Origin of the sequence: Xanthobacter oligotrophicus (assembly GCF_008364685.1) — a bacterium.
In the GTDB taxonomy this organism is placed as follows: Bacteria; Pseudomonadota; Alphaproteobacteria; order Rhizobiales; family Xanthobacteraceae; genus Xanthobacter; species Xanthobacter oligotrophicus.
In genome coordinates this window covers 246,931-263,186 of record NZ_VTTL01000007.1, presented here as the reverse complement: position 1 = coordinate 263,186, position 16,256 = coordinate 246,931, and the positions used below count along the sequence as shown (strand labels likewise).

The window sequence follows — 16,256 nt, the reverse complement described above, 5'->3', positions numbered from 1 at the left end:
GTTATCGACGCGTCAGAGACGCAGTCCCTGGAGCCCGCCCAGGAGCCACAGTACGACGATGATGAGCAGGACTAGGCCAAGCACGCCCCCAAGCCCGCGACTGCCGTAGCGGTTGAAGCCGTAATAGCCGCCGCCGCCGAATAGCAGAATAAGGACAACGATTAGAAGTATTGTGCTCACGTTCCGACCTCCTTAATTGGCTTTCTGACTGACGATATTCTTCCGTCCGCACCATCGGATTTGTCTGACTCGGACATCGTCGAGCCGTACCAGACGGCAGGCGGCCCACTTGCGCCAGCTCGCTGCATCAACTCCATTCTAGCTTCCCGCGAGCGTGGCGGCAGGCTCGGAAACTACTCAGCTTCACCGCACTGCCGCGGCTCCTCTCCCAGCTCCGGGTCGCCGCCATCGGTCGTTCGGCCGGCATGCCTCCTTGAGGCCGCCCGCTGCAAAGAAACGTGTCCAGTCACACGGCGGGGTATCGCAGAATTCATGTCGCTGCGTGTGAGTAGTTTCCGACGCTGGCGGCGCCACAGTGCGTGCATGAACATCGAATGATCGACCGGTCTGCCCCGGCTAGAACTCATTCTGCCTCGCTCGAGGCCCCAGCAAAGGAGACTGACTCATGAACAAGGATCGGTTCAAAGGCGCCGCCAAGCAGGCGAAGGGCGCGGTCGAGGAGACCGTCGGCAAGGCCGTGGGCGACGCGAAGCTTGAAGCCGAAGGCAAGCGTGACAAGGTCGAGGGTAAGATCCAGAACGCCGTCGGCAGCATCAAGGATACGCTCAAGCCGTAGCCTGATCAATATTCAGGGCTAGGCTCGACATGCCACAAATAGAAAAAAAGGAACATGAACATGATGCGATCGATGAAAATCTTCACAGGTGCCGTCCTCATCACGGCCGCCCTGAGCGCTCCCGCCTTTTCGCAGGGCGCACCACAGACCCTAAGCCTCACGAAGGTCGATCCGGCGACGCTGGCGACTGGCTATCGAACCTCCAAGGTGGTCGGCAGTGCCGTCTACAACGCGGCCAATGAGAAGGTCGGAACCATCGACGATCTGATCGTCACGCCCGGCGACAAGGTGCCTTTCGCTGTTCTCTCCGTCGGCGGCTTCCTTGGCGTCGGAACGAAATATGTCGTTGTGCCCTCGAATGCCCTCGAGGTGCGGGACAACAAGATGGTGCTTCCCGGCGCGACGAAAGAGTCTCTGAAGGCCCTTCCGGATTTCAAATACGCAAAGTGAAGGACGTAGGGATTCAGGATGCGGGCGGCCCCATGGACGGGGGCCGCCTCGGCAGTATTTCCACCTCGGCGGGCGCGGTCGGCTTCAGGTGAAGTGTTCGCCGGTCCCCGTCCAGGCTGCCGCGAGTGCAATGCGGGCAAGGGCTGGCAGCGACTTGGCGCCGGTCTTTTTCATGATTGCCGCCCGGTGGTTCTCGACGGTGCGCTAGCTTATGCCGAGGTCGGCGGCGATGTTCTTGCTTGGGTGCCCGGCGAGCACCAGATCCAGGATCTCCCGCTGCCGGTGTGTCAGGCCCGACAATTGCTCGGCCGCCGCCGCGTGCCACACGGGCCGCGTCTGTGCGTCCCGCGCCTGATCGAGAGCCTGCTTGACGCACGCGAGCAGCTCCCCGCGACCCACCGGCTTCTCGATGAAGTCATAGGCGCCGGCCTTCATGGCCTCGACCGCCATGCGAACGTCGCTGTTGCCGGTGATCATGATGGCCGGCATGCCGTGGCCGGCCGCATGGAGCCGCTTCAACAGCTCCAGGCCCTTCATGCCAGGCAGATAGGCGTCGACGAGGAGACAGCCATCTCGACCCGGGCCGAATGCCTCCAGAAAGGCCTCGCAACTGTCGTAATCCTCGACCTTCCGGCCGTCCTCTTCCAGCACGCTGCGCATGCCCTGCCGGACATGGTCATCATCATCAACGATGAAGATGACCGAAGAAGCCGTCGGCGCATGTTCGCCCTTCGGGGATGAGACGTGCGGCAAAACGGGCAGCGCCAGCGCGGAAAGCTGCCCCTGGATGACGCGCGACAGCTCGTCCGCCTTCACCGGCTTGTTGAGCTGGACGCAGTCGTGGGCCGCAATGTCGCGCAGGGCGGTCGTCGATATGTCGCCGGTCACGATCGCCACGGGAACCCGCCGGCGCAACCTGGCACGCAGGCGTGTTGCCGCCTCAAGGCCCGTCATGCCGTTGGGCAGGTTGTAGTCCGCGAGGATGAACTCGGGCCGGATGACGCCACGCTCCACCAATGCGAGCGCGGTGTCGCCGTCCGGCGCGACGGTCACTGCGTGTCCCTCGGTTACGAGCAGGAGTTCCAGTAGCGAGCGGACGTCTGGATCGTCCTCGATCACGAGAACCGCGGCCTTCTGGCTCGTGGCATCCTTGCCGGCGACGGGGCCGAAGGCTGCCGCATCGTGCCGCGCCGGAGAATCTGGTGAGAGTTTGACGTCGATCGAGAAGACCGAACCATGGTCGGGACGCGATCGCACGTGGACAGGATGATCCAGCAGCAGGCCGAGCCGCTGTACGATGGAGAGGCCCAGACCAAGGCCCAGATTGCGCTCGCGGGCAGCGTTGTTGAGCTGATGGTACTCGTCGAAGATGGCGCGCAGCTCGGTCTGGGGAATCCCGATCCCGGTGTCCCACACCTCGATGCGCAACCACGGCCCATGCCGGCGGCAGCCCACCAGCACGCGGCCGCGCGGGGTGTATTTCAGCGCATTCGAGATGAGGTTGCGCAGCATCTGCTCCAGCAGGCGGGGATCGCTTTCCACCGAAAGGCTGCACGGGATCACGCTCAGGCTCAGCTTCTTGCCGCGCGCGTGATACGTCAGCTCCTCCCGCATGCGATCGAGCAGATCGTTGACGGCGAAGCTCTTTATGTCCGCCTTTATGGTGCCGGCCTCGATCTGGTTGATGTCCAGCAGTGCATTCAGCATGCCGGACATGGCGCTGATGGTCTCATCAAGGCGCTTGACCAGCCGCTCTGCTTTCTCTCCCTCCGCCACCTTCGCCAGAAGCCCCTGAAGCAGGACCATCGACTGCAGCGGCTGGCGCAGATCGTGGCTGGCGGCGGCAAGGAAGCGTGACTTGGCGCTGTTCGCCAGCTCGGCGGCCCGCTTGGCGGTTTCCAGCGCATCGGCGGCCCGCCGGCGCTCGGTGACATCGACGAAGGTGATGACGACGCCGTCGACGCCGCCGTCCTGTGTCCGGTAGGGCAGGATGCGGCGCAGATACCACGCCCCGTCCCGGGTCTCGATCTCCCGCTCCTGTGCCGCCCGATCCTCCAGCACGGCCTGGATGTCCGAAAACAGCGTGCCGTCGGAGGCCAGCGAGTTGAGGTCCGAAAGCGGCCGGCCGACGTCGCCCGGGATGACGTTGAAGAGCGGGCGCGTGGCCGGGGTGAAGAAGCGGATCTTCAGCTCGGTATCGAGGAACAGGGTCGCCACGTCAGTGCTGTAGAGCACGTTCTGCAGGTCGCTGGACGTGGTGCGCTGCCGCTCCAGCGTTTCCTGGAGCTGGCCGTTGAGGGCCGTCAGTTCCTCGTTGAGGGACTGCAACTCCTCCTTGGAGGCCAGAAGTTCCTCATTGGTGGACTGGAACTCCTCATTGACCGACAGCGCCTCCTCGTTGACCGCCTTCTGCTCCTCGCTGGAAAGCTCGAGGTTGCGGATGGCGCCCTCAAGTTCCGCACGGGTGGATTCGAGCTCTCGTTCCAGCTCGGCCACGCGCGACACGCTGCGCGCTGGAAGCGGTCGCTCGGTGGAGGGCCCGGGCGTCGCGGCATCGAGGAAACACACGAGCAGCAGGTCCTCGCCGTCGCTTTGCAGCGGGTGCACGGCGATGCTGAAGGGGGCGGGCTTGCCATCGCGGCGGGCCCGTCCCCCGGTCACCACAACGCGTTTCTTCTCCTGGCAGGCCTGCTGGATCGCGGCCTGAGCTTGATGCGAATGCCCTCGCGGGCCATGGACAGCAGATCGTGGGTCGGCTGGCCGGGGGCGAGCCGCAGATAGGGATCCGTGGCGCCAAGATAATACAGGCACTCGCCCGCACGGTTGATCAACACCGCCGCTGGCGCATACGCCTCCAGCACGACCTGCCGGCACAGTTCGGCGAGAGCGGCCTGGCGCGACGGCGTGGCCGCCTTTGCCGGGCGGGAGGGGAGACGCACGCCATCTGATTGGATGACCGGGAAGGCCTGAGTCCCCGTCCGGCGTTGTCCGATGCGCCGGTAGAGCCGGACAGGCTTGGAAACGACTTCGAAGCGGGAGTCGGCGCCCCCTACCTCTTCGGAGGTGCCGAGCAGAAGAAGGCCGTCGTCGAGAAGCGCGAAGTGGAACAGGGAGACGACATTGGCTTGCGCTTCGGGGGTCAGATAGATCAGGAGGTTACGGCAAGAAATCAGGTCGAGGCGCGAGAACGGCGGGTCCCCCAGCACGTTCTGCACGGTGAACACCACCGCTGCCCGCAGGTCCGCCGCAACCCTGAAGCCTCCGGCGTCCTTCATGAAGAAGCGTTCGAGGCGCTCAGGCGAGACGCTCTCGGAAATGGCCTCCGGGTAGCATCCCTCGCGCGCTGTGGCGACGGCATCGGGATCAACATCCGAGGCGAACACCTGAAGCTGGATATTGCGCCGGAGCGCCGCGATCGCCTCGGAAACCAGCATGGCCAGGGAATAGGCCTCCTCACCGGTGCTGCAGGCGGGCACCCATATGCGCAGAGGTCGGCCAGTGGGGTGCGCCCGCACCAGATCAGGGATGATCTTTTCCGCAAGAAACGTGAAGACCTCGGGATCGCGAAAGAAACCGGTGACGTTGATAAGCAAGTCCTTGGCGAGGAGATCGAGTTCCGCGGGATCCTTGCGCAGCAGGTCGAGATACCGCTCCATGTCCTCGGTGCCGATGGCGGCCAGAGCCATGCGCCGTTCGGTGCGGCGCTGCAACGTTCCGGGCTTGTAGAGGGTGAAGTCGAACGCGGTGTTCGCCTGCAGGAGTTCGACAACCTGCTTCAAGGCGGTGTTCGGCGGCGCGTCGGCCGGCTGCCGGGTTCGGGTGAGCAGGGCTTCGGGGATCTTCTCCACGGGCAGCACGAGATCCACGACACCAGCGGCGATGGCACTGCGCGGCATGCCATCGTATTCGGCTTCCTCCGGATCCTGAGCGACGGTGAAGCCCCCGCTCTCCTTTACCGCCTTGAGGCCGGCACTGCCGTCCCCTCCCGTTCCGGACAGCACCACCCCGCTGGCATTGGAGCCGTATTCGGTCGCCAGCGACTTCAGCAGGAAGTCGAAAGGGAGCCGCGCCCCATGGGGCGCCTCGGGCGTGGAGAGGCGCAGTTGGCCGGCATCGATCGACAGATAGAAGGCGGGCGGGATGACATACAGGTGATCCGGCTCGACCAGCATGCCATCGGTCGCCTGCTGCACCACCATCGTGGTTTGGGTAGCCAGGAGATCCGCCATCATGCTTTCATGGGTCGGATCCAGGTGCAGCACCAGGATGAGCGCCATCCCGTGATTGCTGGGAAGTGCTGCAAGCAGCTTCTTGCATGCCTCCAGTCCACCGGCCGAAGCTCCGACGCCGATGACGTGGAATTCCCGCGGCCCACGCGTGGGGGCTCCCGCCTCCAAGGGATGGCCCCTTGATCGCGGCACGGTCGAACTCGTCGCACGTAAGGGCAACTTCGGCATTTTTCTCATCTACCCGGTACGATAAGCCCTCGCGAACGCGCCATAAATCATACCATGATAACTCAAGATTTATAGGCGAATGCGCGTCACGAATCTTTGAGTCCTGTCAATAAAATTTATGTAGAACCCTTCATGAATCAGGATCAATGATCAGAGCCAAAGCTGTCCACACTCATGAGCTCGTACAAGAGTATAAGTGGAAATGCTAAGATATTATTCCGATTAAGCCCAATCAGTCTTGGTATTGGACTGCACCTGGCGCCAGGCGCCGCCCTGGACCAATCCCGTCCCGAACCGCCCGCCCCGATGGCAGGGCCAAGATCGAGCGCGAGACCGGCGGGACCAGGCGAATAACACACGACACCGCGAAGAATCGCTGAAGCAGGCCAAGGCCAACCTGGCCAATGCGGCGGCTTCCTATGAGCGTCCCCAGTAACTCGTCAGGACCATCGATCTCACCGATTTAAAAGCCGTTGCCTCGCCAAAAGAAGGTTCTGGACCCATTCGACGAGGAAGGCCGCCCGGACGCTTACAAGCAGACATTCCCAGAGTCTGAGATGGGTCAAACCTCCCCGTTGTGGGGTCATCACCGCCCTGCCGCCCGACGCGGAGACAACCAGCTTTCCTTCGGTTTCGAGTGGACTTGCCTGCGCAAGGAAGCAGTAGTGTGTTGCGGCGGCTGGGAGCATGGTCGCGGATGAGCCCTGGAACCTGAGCGGTCCGGGGCTCGGGGTGGTGCAAGCGGACGCATGCCGCGTCTCGCCCACCGAGGACCCAACATGACCCGCCGGACCCGCACCACTCCCGCCCAGCCCAAGATCGAGCCGAAGGCCATTGTCGCCGTCGCCCGCAAGCCCCAAGTGAAGGCCGAGGTGAAGGCCGAGGTGAAGGCCGAGGCGAAAGCCAAGGTGAAGACCGCCTCCCGGACCATGCCGGGACCCGCGCCCGTCCCGTCGCCGACCACGCCCAAGGCGCCCTCCGGCAAGCTGGGCACCCTGCTCGGCCAGATCGGCAACCCTGCCGGCGCCGGCATCGACGAGCTCGCCGATGCGACCGGCTGGCAGGCACACACCATCCGCGCCGCCTTCAGTCGCCTCCGCCAGCGCGGCTTCCCGATCGCCCTCGTCACCGATGCTGATGGCCGCAAGGCCTACCGGCTCGAAGCGAAGGAGGGCTGATCCATGACCCTCCTTGATGACGGCGCCGCCATAGGTTCGACCGGAGGCGCCTCGGCGCCTCCGGCTCACGTCGACCTTCGCGCGGAGTTGCCTTCCCGCCTCGCAGCCCTCGGCACCATGGAGCGCGATGGCCTCGTCGCGGAGTGGCGGCGCCAGTTCCGCGCGGCCCCGCCGGACCGCGTCAGGCGCGATCTCCTGGAGCTGGGCATCGCCTGGAAGCTCCAGGAAAAAGCCCTCGGCGGCCTGAAGAAGGCCATCGCCGCCGAGCTGCGAGATCTTGCTGAAGCCCTCACCACCACCGGCGACATCCGCCGGGCCAAGGCGCCCCGCCTGAAACCGGGTGCCCGCCTGGTGCGGGAATGGGGCGGCGTCACTCACGAGGTCACCGTCACCGACGGGGGCTTCCTCTGGAACGGCAAGAGCTGGGCGTCGCTCTCGGCCATTGCTGGGGAGATCACCGGGACCCACTGGTCGGGACCACGCTTCTTCGGGCTTGCCGGTGGAGGCAAGACGGCAGGGCGGGGCAAGGCGAAGCCGCGCATCGCTGATGAGCAGGACGCTGGCGATGCGTAGGAGCTCCCGAGCTGGCGTCCGAGCGCCGACGGCGAAGCCCTCCTTGGTCCGCTGCGCCATCTACACCCGCAAATCCTCTGAGGAGGGGCTGGAGCAGAGCTTCAATTCCCTCGATGCCCAGCGCGAGGCCTGCGAGGCCTATGTCGCCAGCCAGAAGGCGGAAGGCTGGATCGTCCTGCCCCGGATGTACGATGACGGCGGCTTCTCCGGCGGCACCATGGAGCGCCCGGCGCTGCGGCAGCTCCTCGCCGATGTGGAGGCCGGGCTCATCGACACGGTGGTCGTCTACAAGGTCGATCGCCTCACCCGCGCGCTCGGGGACTTCGCCAAGATCGTCGAGGTGTTCGATGGGGCCGGCGCCTCCTTCGTATCGGTGACCCAGTCCTTCAACACCACCACCTCCATGGGCCGGCTGACCCTCAACATGCTCCTGTCCTTCGCGCAGTTCGAGCGCGAGGTCACCGGCGAGCGCATCCGCGACAAGATCGCCGCCTCCAAGGCCAAGGGCATGTGGATGGGCGGACGCCCACCGCTTGGCTACGAGGTCCGCGATCGCAAGCTGGAGATCGTCGAGATTGAGGCCCAATCAGTCCGGCACATCTTCGAGCGCTATACCGAGCTCGGTTCGGTTCTGGAGCTGGGAGAGGAACTGGCCGTCGCCGGCATCACCGCCAAACGGCATGTGTCGGCCACCGGCAACGTGACCGGGGGCGGTCCCTTCGGCCGGGGCGCCCTCTATCACCTGCTGCAGAACCGGCTCTATCGCGGGGAGATCAGCCACAAGGGGATGGCCAGCACGAAGCCATCATCGACGCCGCGCTCTGGGACAAGGTGCAGGCAATCCTGGGAGAGAACCGGGTGGAGCGGGTGGTTCGCTCGGATGCTGCGGCCCCTAGCCTACTCGCCGGCCTTGTGCGGGATGAGGACGGAATCCCACTCACTCCAACCCATGCCAACAAGAAAGGGCGGCGCTACCGCTACTATGTCAGCCACGACCTGATCGCCGGGCGGAAGAATGCGACCAACGATGATGCCGATAGCAGAGTGGTGCGTCGCCGCAGCACGGCGCGGCGCATCCCGGCCACCGACCTGGAAGCCATCGTCGAGGGCCGCATCACCGACCTCTTCGCCGATGCCTCGACCATCGACACGATCGTCGCGCCACGGGCGCGAGATGTGGAGGAGCGTCGCAGGCTCGTTGCCCGGGCTAACGAGATGGCGCGCCTCTGGCCAGACCTCTCGTCGGTGGAGAAGATCACCGGTCTGCAGCGGCTGGTGCAGGAGATCGTCGTCACATCGAACGCGGTGTACATCACCATCCGGGTCGATGCCATCCTTGCCATGCTCCGTGGCGAAGCCGATTCCCAGCGGGACGACGATGGTGAGACCCTCACCCTTTCTGTGCCGGCAACGCTGAAACGGGTGGGGATGGAGATGCGCCATCTCATCGATGCCCCGGAAGCCCGTCAGAACCGCAAGCCCGACCACAGCCTGCTGCGGCTCCTCGCCCGCGCCCAGAAATTCCGGGATCTGATCCTCCAGGGCGATGGCGCCTCCATCACCGAACTCGCCGCGGCAAGCGCCGTCACACCATCCTACTTCACCCGCATCGTTCGCCTGGGGTTCCTCGCGCCGGAGATCACCGCGGCGATCCTTGATGGGCGCCAGCCCATCGAACTCTCCGCCCTGAAGTTGTCGCTGGCCAGCCTGCCGAAGGAATGGTCGGAGCAGCGCCGCGAACTCGGCTTCAGGTGATTCCATCGACTATCCGGAACCCGAGCAACTCGCGCCCCGCCATCCGGCGGGGTTTTTCGTTCCGGGGCTGGCCGTCCGCGCCGAGTTGCAAAGACCATCGCAAATCAAACCGTACCACCAAAGGGGCCTTGCGAGATATCGGCGGGTGATGCGGGCCGGTTCCGGTACCGATCCGGTCTCTCCATGCAGCTGCAGGACGAGCCTCGGCACATGCCTTTGAACCGCCCGCACTATTCGCGGCGGACGGCAAATGTCGAAAAGTACTGCAGAATCAAATAGTTCTGGCGGAGAGAGAGGGATTCGAACCCTCGATACGGTTTCCCGTATACACGCGTTCCAGGCGTGCGCCTTCAACCACTCGGCCACCTCTCCAGCCACGCGTGCCGAGGCCCGCGTAGAACCCTTCGCGGAAGGCGTGCACTGAAGGCAGACAGGCCGCCTTCAAGTCATCGCGCTTCTCTGCACCGGGAGGGAACCCGGACGCCGGACCCACGTCATCGCTTTCCAGGGGAATTCGAAGACCAGCAACACTTATGCAGCGCTGCATACCGGCGAGGCGGCGGAATATAGCGGCTTGCCACCGTCTGGCAAGACGTTATCGCACCACTGCCCACAGGCCAGACCGCCGCACCCCAAGCAGCCGCCCCGCACGGCGCGACGGCGGACCTCGGCGATCACGCCGTCGCCGGAGCGAGCCGCCTCGCGACGGAGCCCGCGCGGGAGCGTTTTCGAGCGAAGTGGATACCGGCTCGCATGAAAAAAACGCGTCAAAACAATAGTCTATCGCAATTGCCGTGAGCCGAGGCGCGCGGAAAACGCCCTAGAGAACGCGTTGGCCAGGTCGATCGCGCCGACGGATACCGTCCCCGCTCACGGGAACACTCCTGGGCCCCCGGATTGAACCGGAGGTCGCACCTCAGTTTGAAAGTCTGCTGCCTTGACCAGGCTCGCCCCGAACCCCTCCCCCGCCAAACCCAGGAGCCTGTCCGAGCTTTGCTCGCAGGCACCGAAGCCGGAACCATTCGGTTTCCGAACGGGAGAGGAGGCCGGTGGTGCTTGCGCTCAACTTGAGGCGTGATCAAACCGGGGCCGTCCTTGGCAGGCGTCCCGTCGCACTCCGATCCATACGGCACCGGAGCTACATCCTCTCGACCTCGGACAAAGACCAAAGGCCGTCGGCGTCAATCGCGCAGCAGGTCGTTGATGGAGGTCTTGGAACGGGTCTGCGCGTCCACCCGCTTCACGATCACCGCGCAATAGAGCGAGGGGCCGGGCTGGCCGTTGGGCAGGGGCTTGCCGGGCAGCGAACCGGGCACCACCACCGAATAGGCCGGCACCTCGCCCACGAAGACCTCGCCGGTCTCCCGGTCGACGATCTTGGTGGAGGCGCTGATGAAGACGCCCATGGAGAGCACCGAGCCGGTGCGCACCACCACGCCCTCCACCACTTCCGAGCGGGCGCCGATGAAGCAGTCGTCCTCGATGATCACCGGGCCGGCCTGCAGCGGCTCCAGCACGCCGCCGATGCCCACGCCGCCGGACAGGTGCACATTCTTGCCGATCTGGGCGCAGGAGCCCACGGTGGCCCAGGTGTCCACCATGGTGCCCTCGCCCACATGGGCGCCGAGATTCACGAAGGACGGCATCAGCACCACGTTGGGCGCGATGAAGGCCGAGCGCCGCACGATGGCACCGGGCACCGCACGGAAGCCGGCGGCGCGGAAGTCCTTCTCGCCCCAGTTGGCGAACTTGGAGGGCACCTTGTCCCACCAGTGGGCGCCGCCAGGGCCGCCGGCGATGGGCTCCATGTCGTTCAGGCGGAAGGAGAGCAGCACGGCCTTCTTGAGCCACTGGTTCACGGTCCAGGTGCCGTCGGCGCCCCTCTGCGCCACGCGGGCGGCGCCGCTGTCGAGCAGGGACAGGGCCTCGTCGACGGCGAGACGCACCTCGCCCGCGGTGGAGAAGCCGATCTCGGCGCGCTTCTCGAAGGCGTCATCGATAACGGACGCGAGCTTTGTAAGGTCGGTCATGGGGATTTCCCTCATGCGGCGGGACAGGCCCTACCGGATCGGTTGAGACGGAAAGGGGAAAGGTGGTCAGCCGCGTTCCTTCACGGCGACGAACTTGAGCTTGGGCCATTCCTCGATGGCGCGGTCCAGCACCCACTGACTGCGGGCGAGATAGACCGGGGCCTCATCGCGGTCGCGGGCGGTGGAGGAGCGGTTCATTTCCATGAAGCGCTCCACCTCGGTGCGCTCGCCCACGATCCAGCGGGCGGTGACGAAGGACACCGCCTCGTAGCGGATGGGAACGCCGTATTCCTTCTCCAGCCGCGCGGCGAGCACGTCGAGCTGCAGGGTGCCCACCACGCCCACGATGGGGGCGGGATCGGAGATGGGCTTGATGACCTGCACCACGCCCTCTTCCGCCATGTCCTGCAGTGCCTTCTGCAGCTGCTTGGCCTTCATGGGATCGGAGAGCAGCACCCGGCGCAGGATTTCCGGCGCGAAGTCCGGCAGGCCCTCGAAGCGAATGCTCTCGCCCTCGGAGAGCGTGTCGCCCACCCGCAGCATGCCGTGGTTGGGAATGCCGATGATGTCGCCGGCCACCGCCTCGTCCACCGTCTCGCGCTCCTGGGCGAAGAAGAAGATGGGGTTGGCGATGGCCATCTGGCGCTTCTCGCGCGGGTTGAACAGCTTCATGCCACGCTTGAAGCGGCCTGAGCACAGGCGCACGAAGGCCACGCGGTCCCGATGGTTCGGGTCCATGTTGGCCTGCACCTTGAAGACGAAGCCGGAGACGAGATCCTCCGCCGGCTCCACGGTGCGGCCCCGCGCGGAGCGGGGCAGCGGGCTCGGCCCCACGTCAGCGAGGCCGAACAGCAGCTCGGCGACCCCCGCCTCCTTCAGCGCGGAACCGAAATAGACCGGGGAGAGGTGGCCCTCGCGGAACGAGGCCAGCTCGAACGGCGGCAGCACGCCGAGCGCCAAAGTCAGGCTCTCCACCGCCTCGTTGATGATGCGCTCCTCCACCCCTTCAAGGTCGATGAGATCTTCCGGCGTCTCGAACGGCACCTCGCGCACCAGCGGCCCGCCGCGCTCGGTGGCGAGGAGGGCGCGCTTGTTGGCGATGTCGATGAGGCCGCGGAAGTCCACGCCCATGCCGATGGGCCAGGTGAGCGGGGTGAGGTCGAGGGCGAGGGTGGAGGACACCTCGTCCATGAGGGCGATGGGGTCGAGGCTCTCGCGGTCCACCTTGTTCACGAAGGTGAAGATGGGAATGTCGCGCAGGCGACACACCTCGAACAGCTTGCGGGTCTGGCTCTCGATGCCCTTGGCGGCGTCGATCACCATCACCGCCGCGTCCACCGCCGAGAGGGTGCGGTAGGTGTCCTCGGAGAAGTCCGAGTGGCCCGGCGTGTCGAGCAGGTTGAAGACGATGCCGTCGCGCTCGAAGGTCATCACCGAGGAGGTGACCGAGATGCCGCGCTGCTGCTCGATCTCCATCCAGTCGGAGCGGGTGCGCCGGCGCTCGCCGCGCGCCTTCACGTGGCCGGCCATGCGGATGGCGCCCGAGGCAAGCAACAGCTTCTCCGTCAGCGTCGTCTTACCGGCGTCCGGATGGGAGATGATGGCGAAGGTACGCCGGCGGGCGAAATCCGGCAGGGTGGCCGCCGCCATGGAATGGGTCTCGTCGAGCATCGGGGCTATATAAGGCGAAACCGGATTTCGACAAACCGGGATGGCGGGGAGCGCGCGATGATTGGCAGATCAGGCGGAAGCGCAGGCGGTACAGGGGGCCGACGCGGTGCTTCGCGGCGGGCCGGGCTGCTGGTCGCGGTGCTGGTGGCCGGCTGGAGCGGGCCGGCAGCGGCGCTGATGCCGCCTTACGTCTATGAGGCCGCGCGGCGCGATGCGGCAAGTGTCATCGTCATCGCGGTCCAGAAGATGACTCCGCCGCAGGAAAGCTTCGGCGCCTGCACGGTCACCGGCGCTGTGGTTCGGGTGGAGCGCGGCAACGCCCACAAGCCGGGACAGGCCGTGACCATCGCCGTACCCTGCGCCCGGCCCGGCGCTTCCCCGCCCATCGGCGGCACCATCTGGCAGCCGTTGGACACGCTGGCAAAATCACGCTTCGGCCGCGCTTACCTCGATGCGGCGGGCCAGGTGGTGCTCTCCCAGTACGAGCAGCTTGCCGCCGCCCCCTGAAGCCTCCACCGTGCGGCTGGGGCATACTTTGTGCTTGGTGAGGGGGCGTGAGGACCCTTGGGTGGAAACCCGCCAACAGCACGGCAATCCTGCCGGGGCGGAGGACCGAAGACCAGCGATCCGTCCTCTGTGGTGCGACAATGGCCACAACGCCCGGAGGAACACGACATGACCTCTCCTGCCCTGGAGGTCCGCTGCGACCCGACGCCCGACGTGACGGCCGATCCGGCTCCCCTCGATTTTGCCGCGCTGGACGCGGCCTATGTGTCGCCCACCTATCTCAGGACGCCGCTGCGGGAATTCCTGCTGACCACCGATCGCGGGCTTTATTGGCTCCGGGCACCCGCCGGCATCGGCAAGACCCTGTTCGTGCGCGGCATCATCGCCAGGCGACCGGGGCGCTCGCCCGGCGTTCTCGAAGGCATCGACAGCACCATTTCCAGCGACATCCGGGCCATCGGCATCCATGTGCAGGGCGCCCTGACGCCCCGCGCGCTCGTGGCGGCGCTCAAGGATGCGGTGACGGCGGAATTTGGCGTCGCATTGGCGGAAGGCTCCGGCGCGGAGCCGACGCAGGCGGATGTCCTCGCCCTGCTCGGCGCCGCGCGCGAGCATGTGACGACCACCGGCGCCAAGCGGCTTCTGGTGGCCATCGACGGACTTGAGGGGATCGGGGACCGGGACGCCATCGCGATCTTGCCCGCAGCCGTCGCACTGCCGCCGGGTGTGGTCCTGCTCCTGACCTCACGGCCCGCCGCGGACTGGCCGCAGGGCCTGTTCGAGGCGACGACGACGCAGGTGGGCGGCGGGGTGGCCCGCGACATCGGCTATGACGACACCGTCTATACCGACATGCTGCGCGGCTATTTCAAGAACCAGATCCGGCCGCTGATGCGCAGCCGCGCCATCGCGCACCTCACCCATCTGCTGGAAACCAAGGCCGCGTTCGAGCGCGGTGGCCGGGACAACCGGCTGACCAACGATCCGGTGCTGCGGGACGCCCTGAAGGACGACTGGAAGAAGCTCACCAACAAATATCCGCGCTATTCCGGCATCCAGCTGCCGGTGGTGCCGCTGGTGGAGATGCTGGACCAGTTCGACCAGCTGTGGGTGGATCTCATCGACCGGGCGGACCGCCGCTTCGACGGCGCCTCCGCCATCCTCCGTGCTTTGGCCGGCGGCTCGCTCCAGGTGGAGGAGGTGGCCGGACTGCCCCAGGGGCCGGACCTGCGCGCCCGCCTCGGGACGTTGTAGGCGCGGCCTGCGTCATTGGCCGCGCGCTTGCGCGGGCTTGAGGCGGCCTCACTCCTTGGAGCGGGGCGCAGCCTCCAGTGTCGCGTGGCCGGCCGCATCCAGCGCCGGCGCAACCGCGCCGGCCGGCATTTCGGCGCCCTGTAACGCGCCCTGCCCGCCCACGAGGCGCCGGCCGAACGCGCGGCCCGGCTCCTCGATGAAGCGCCAGGTGAGGCTCGCGACGAGAACCACCAGCAGCGCCAGCGCCAGGGAGAGGAGCGTGCCCTGAAGCAGGGGCATCTGAAACCACGGCGTGCCATCCGGGTGGTCGCCGATGACCCGCTTCAGCACGGTGTCCGCGGAGATCAGAATGAAGAAATGCACCATGTAGATGGAATAGGAGATCTTCCCCAGCGCCTGCAGCGGGCGCGTGTTGAGGAAGGTGCAGGCGAAGCCCCGATCCGTGTGCAGCAGCAGCACGAGCACCGTCAGCGGCACCAGGACAACGATGATGGTGGGACCGCGGCACACCGAAAGCAGCAGGAGGACGGCCAGCACCGTGCCTCCCTGCCACAGGTTCAAAGCACGATCGGACGCCGCAGCGAACAACACCTTCAGCCGTCCGGAACACACCGCCTCGTAGCACAGGGCGCCGACGAAGAAGCCGGACAGGCCGCGCAGCATCGCCGCGGGACCGTAGAAGGCCTGGGCGAGGCCGTCATGCAGCGTGGCGGCATAGATGTAGGAACATGCCGCGAAGACGAGGATGCCTAGCGGCGCAAAGCGCCAGCGCAGGGGACGCAGCGGCGCCGTCAGGGCGAAGACCAGATAGGCCAGGGCCTCGCAGCTGATACTCCAGCTCGGACCGTTCCAGAAATTCCTGTCGAACACGCCCCAGGCCTGCACCAGGAACAAGGTGGCGAAGAACAGGCCTGGCGACTGGTCACCGGTGAATGGCGCGCCATTGTTGAACGTAACGCCCTTGTGCCAGAGGTAGAGCTTGAAGATCTCCTGCGCCAGAAACACCATCAGGACGCAGAAATGCAGCGGATAGACCCTGAAGAAGCGTAGGGTGAGGAACCGCCTCATCGAATGGGAATCGTCGATGCGATCGGCATAGGCCGACGAGATCACAAAACCTGACAGGATGAAAAAGACATCGACGACAAGATCGCCATTGGTGACGATGGACAATGACTTGAAAACGCTCGAAATCGTCATGTGATAGAAGACGACGAGCACAGCTGCCATGCCGCGCAAGCCATCCAGCGCGCGATATCTCGCACTTTCCATGAGGTGACCTGCCAAAGATCTGGACGGGGATCGCGAGGGGCGGCATGGACGGAATATATCTGTTGCGCAGGCAGTCCTGAGACCATCGGCCCGTGATTATACGGATCGAAAACAGATGCCCAAACTTAGCCACAGTTCAAAATGGCGTCAACCTGCTACCACCCCAGGCAGCAGGGCGCCTGGCTTGCGCGCTCGCCGTGCGTTCAGGAACAAGCGCTTGTCATGAAAAGGAAAACGGCAGGAAGCGGCAGCGCTGTCGGTGAGCCTGCGCGCAGGCACCGCAGGCCATATCATCCGTGGAGCGTTGGAAAAC

The 16,256-nt window shown here is 65.6% G+C and carries 14 protein-coding genes and 1 tRNA gene; 8 read left to right on the top strand and 7 right to left on the bottom strand.

Annotation, left to right across the window (positions count from 1 at the left end; genetic code table 11):
* Window positions 1-12: 12 nt before the first annotated feature.
* Window positions 13-180 carry a DUF3309 family protein gene (locus FZ033_RS13790; protein WP_149576689.1) on the bottom strand — a complete coding sequence of 56 codons (168 nt, stop codon included), beginning with the start codon at window positions 178-180 and terminating at the stop codon, window positions 13-15.
* 445 nt (window positions 181-625) lie between these two features.
* On the opposite strand from FZ033_RS13790, the gene FZ033_RS13785 reads away from it, so the two are divergent.
* Both FZ033_RS13785 and FZ033_RS13780 read left to right on the top strand, forming a co-directional pair.
* Window positions 626-796 carry a CsbD family protein gene (locus FZ033_RS13785; protein ID WP_149576688.1) on the top strand — a complete coding sequence of 57 codons (171 nt, stop codon included), beginning with the start codon at window positions 626-628 and terminating at the stop codon, window positions 794-796.
* Between the two features lie 54 nt (window positions 797-850).
* On the top strand, window positions 851-1,246 hold the full coding sequence (locus FZ033_RS13780) for a PRC-barrel domain-containing protein (RefSeq protein WP_210247893.1): 396 nt from the start codon (window positions 851-853) through the stop codon (window positions 1,244-1,246).
* A 204-nt stretch (window positions 1,247-1,450) separates the two neighbouring features.
* Here the strand turns inward: FZ033_RS13780 and FZ033_RS24615 are convergent, their stop codons facing one another.
* Both FZ033_RS24615 and FZ033_RS24610 read right to left on the bottom strand, forming a co-directional pair.
* Window positions 1,451-3,907, bottom strand: a complete 2,457-nt coding sequence (locus tag FZ033_RS24615) for a response regulator (RefSeq protein WP_331251179.1) — start codon at window positions 3,905-3,907, stop codon at window positions 1,451-1,453.
* Entirely contained in the window at window positions 3,904-5,703 is a 1,800-nt protein-coding gene (locus FZ033_RS24610; protein WP_331251178.1) for a chemotaxis protein CheB, read from the bottom strand. The genes FZ033_RS24615 and FZ033_RS24610 overlap by 4 nt, the downstream gene beginning before the upstream one ends.
* Before the next feature lie 779 nt (window positions 5,704-6,482).
* Between FZ033_RS24610 and FZ033_RS24155 the strand changes: the two genes are divergently transcribed.
* Genes FZ033_RS24155 through FZ033_RS24335 form a run of 4 tightly spaced genes read left to right on the top strand, consistent with a single transcriptional unit; the run spans window position 6,483 to window position 9,209 of the window.
* Window positions 6,483-6,881, top strand: a complete 399-nt coding sequence (locus FZ033_RS24155; RefSeq protein WP_210247892.1) for a DUF3489 domain-containing protein — start codon at window positions 6,483-6,485, stop codon at window positions 6,879-6,881.
* Window positions 6,882-6,884: 3 nt separating this feature from the next.
* Entirely contained in the window at window positions 6,885-7,454 is a 570-nt protein-coding gene (locus FZ033_RS13765) for a DUF2924 domain-containing protein (RefSeq protein ID WP_149576687.1), read from the top strand.
* 43 nt (window positions 7,455-7,497) lie between these two features.
* Window positions 7,498-8,454, top strand: coding sequence for a recombinase family protein (locus FZ033_RS24340; protein ID WP_232847473.1), 957 nt, complete (start codon window positions 7,498-7,500; stop codon window positions 8,452-8,454).
* A complete protein-coding gene (locus FZ033_RS24335) occupies window positions 8,367-9,209 on the top strand; it encodes a hypothetical protein (protein WP_232847482.1) in 843 nt (280 codons plus the stop codon). Before FZ033_RS24340 ends, FZ033_RS24335 begins: the two co-directional genes overlap by 88 nt.
* A gap of 282 nt (window positions 9,210-9,491) precedes the next feature.
* On the opposite strand, the gene FZ033_RS13755 is transcribed toward FZ033_RS24335, so the two are convergent.
* The 3 genes from FZ033_RS13755 to FZ033_RS13745 all read right to left on the bottom strand — a co-directional run bounded on the left by FZ033_RS13755 (window position 9,492) and on the right by FZ033_RS13745 (window position 12,910).
* Window positions 9,492-9,581: transfer RNA gene (locus FZ033_RS13755), tRNA-Ser, on the bottom strand.
* 809 nt (window positions 9,582-10,390) lie between these two features.
* Window positions 10,391-11,239 (bottom strand): 2,3,4,5-tetrahydropyridine-2,6-dicarboxylate N-succinyltransferase, encoded by an 849-nt coding sequence (gene dapD / locus FZ033_RS13750; RefSeq protein ID WP_188079476.1) that lies wholly within the window; start codon window positions 11,237-11,239, stop codon window positions 10,391-10,393.
* Window positions 11,240-11,305: 66 nt separating this feature from the next.
* On the bottom strand, window positions 11,306-12,910 hold the full coding sequence (locus tag FZ033_RS13745) for a peptide chain release factor 3 (RefSeq protein ID WP_149576685.1): 1,605 nt from the start codon (window positions 12,908-12,910) through the stop codon (window positions 11,306-11,308).
* Between the two features lie 57 nt (window positions 12,911-12,967).
* On the opposite strand from FZ033_RS13745, the gene FZ033_RS13740 reads away from it, so the two are divergent.
* A complete protein-coding gene (locus FZ033_RS13740; RefSeq protein ID WP_149576684.1) occupies window positions 12,968-13,417 on the top strand; it encodes a hypothetical protein in 450 nt (149 codons plus the stop codon).
* Window positions 13,418-13,585: 168 nt separating this feature from the next.
* The gene (locus FZ033_RS13735) at window positions 13,586-14,671 is read left to right on the top strand and encodes a P-loop NTPase family protein (RefSeq protein ID WP_149576683.1); all 1,086 of its coding nucleotides are present in this window, start codon (window positions 13,586-13,588) and stop codon (window positions 14,669-14,671) included.
* Window positions 14,672-14,719: 48 nt separating this feature from the next.
* Here FZ033_RS13735 and FZ033_RS13730 read toward each other — a convergent pair whose 3' ends face one another.
* The gene (locus tag FZ033_RS13730) at window positions 14,720-15,943 is read right to left on the bottom strand and encodes an acyltransferase family protein (RefSeq protein WP_149576682.1); all 1,224 of its coding nucleotides are present in this window, start codon (window positions 15,941-15,943) and stop codon (window positions 14,720-14,722) included.
* Between the last annotated feature and the right edge of the window lie 313 nt (window positions 15,944-16,256).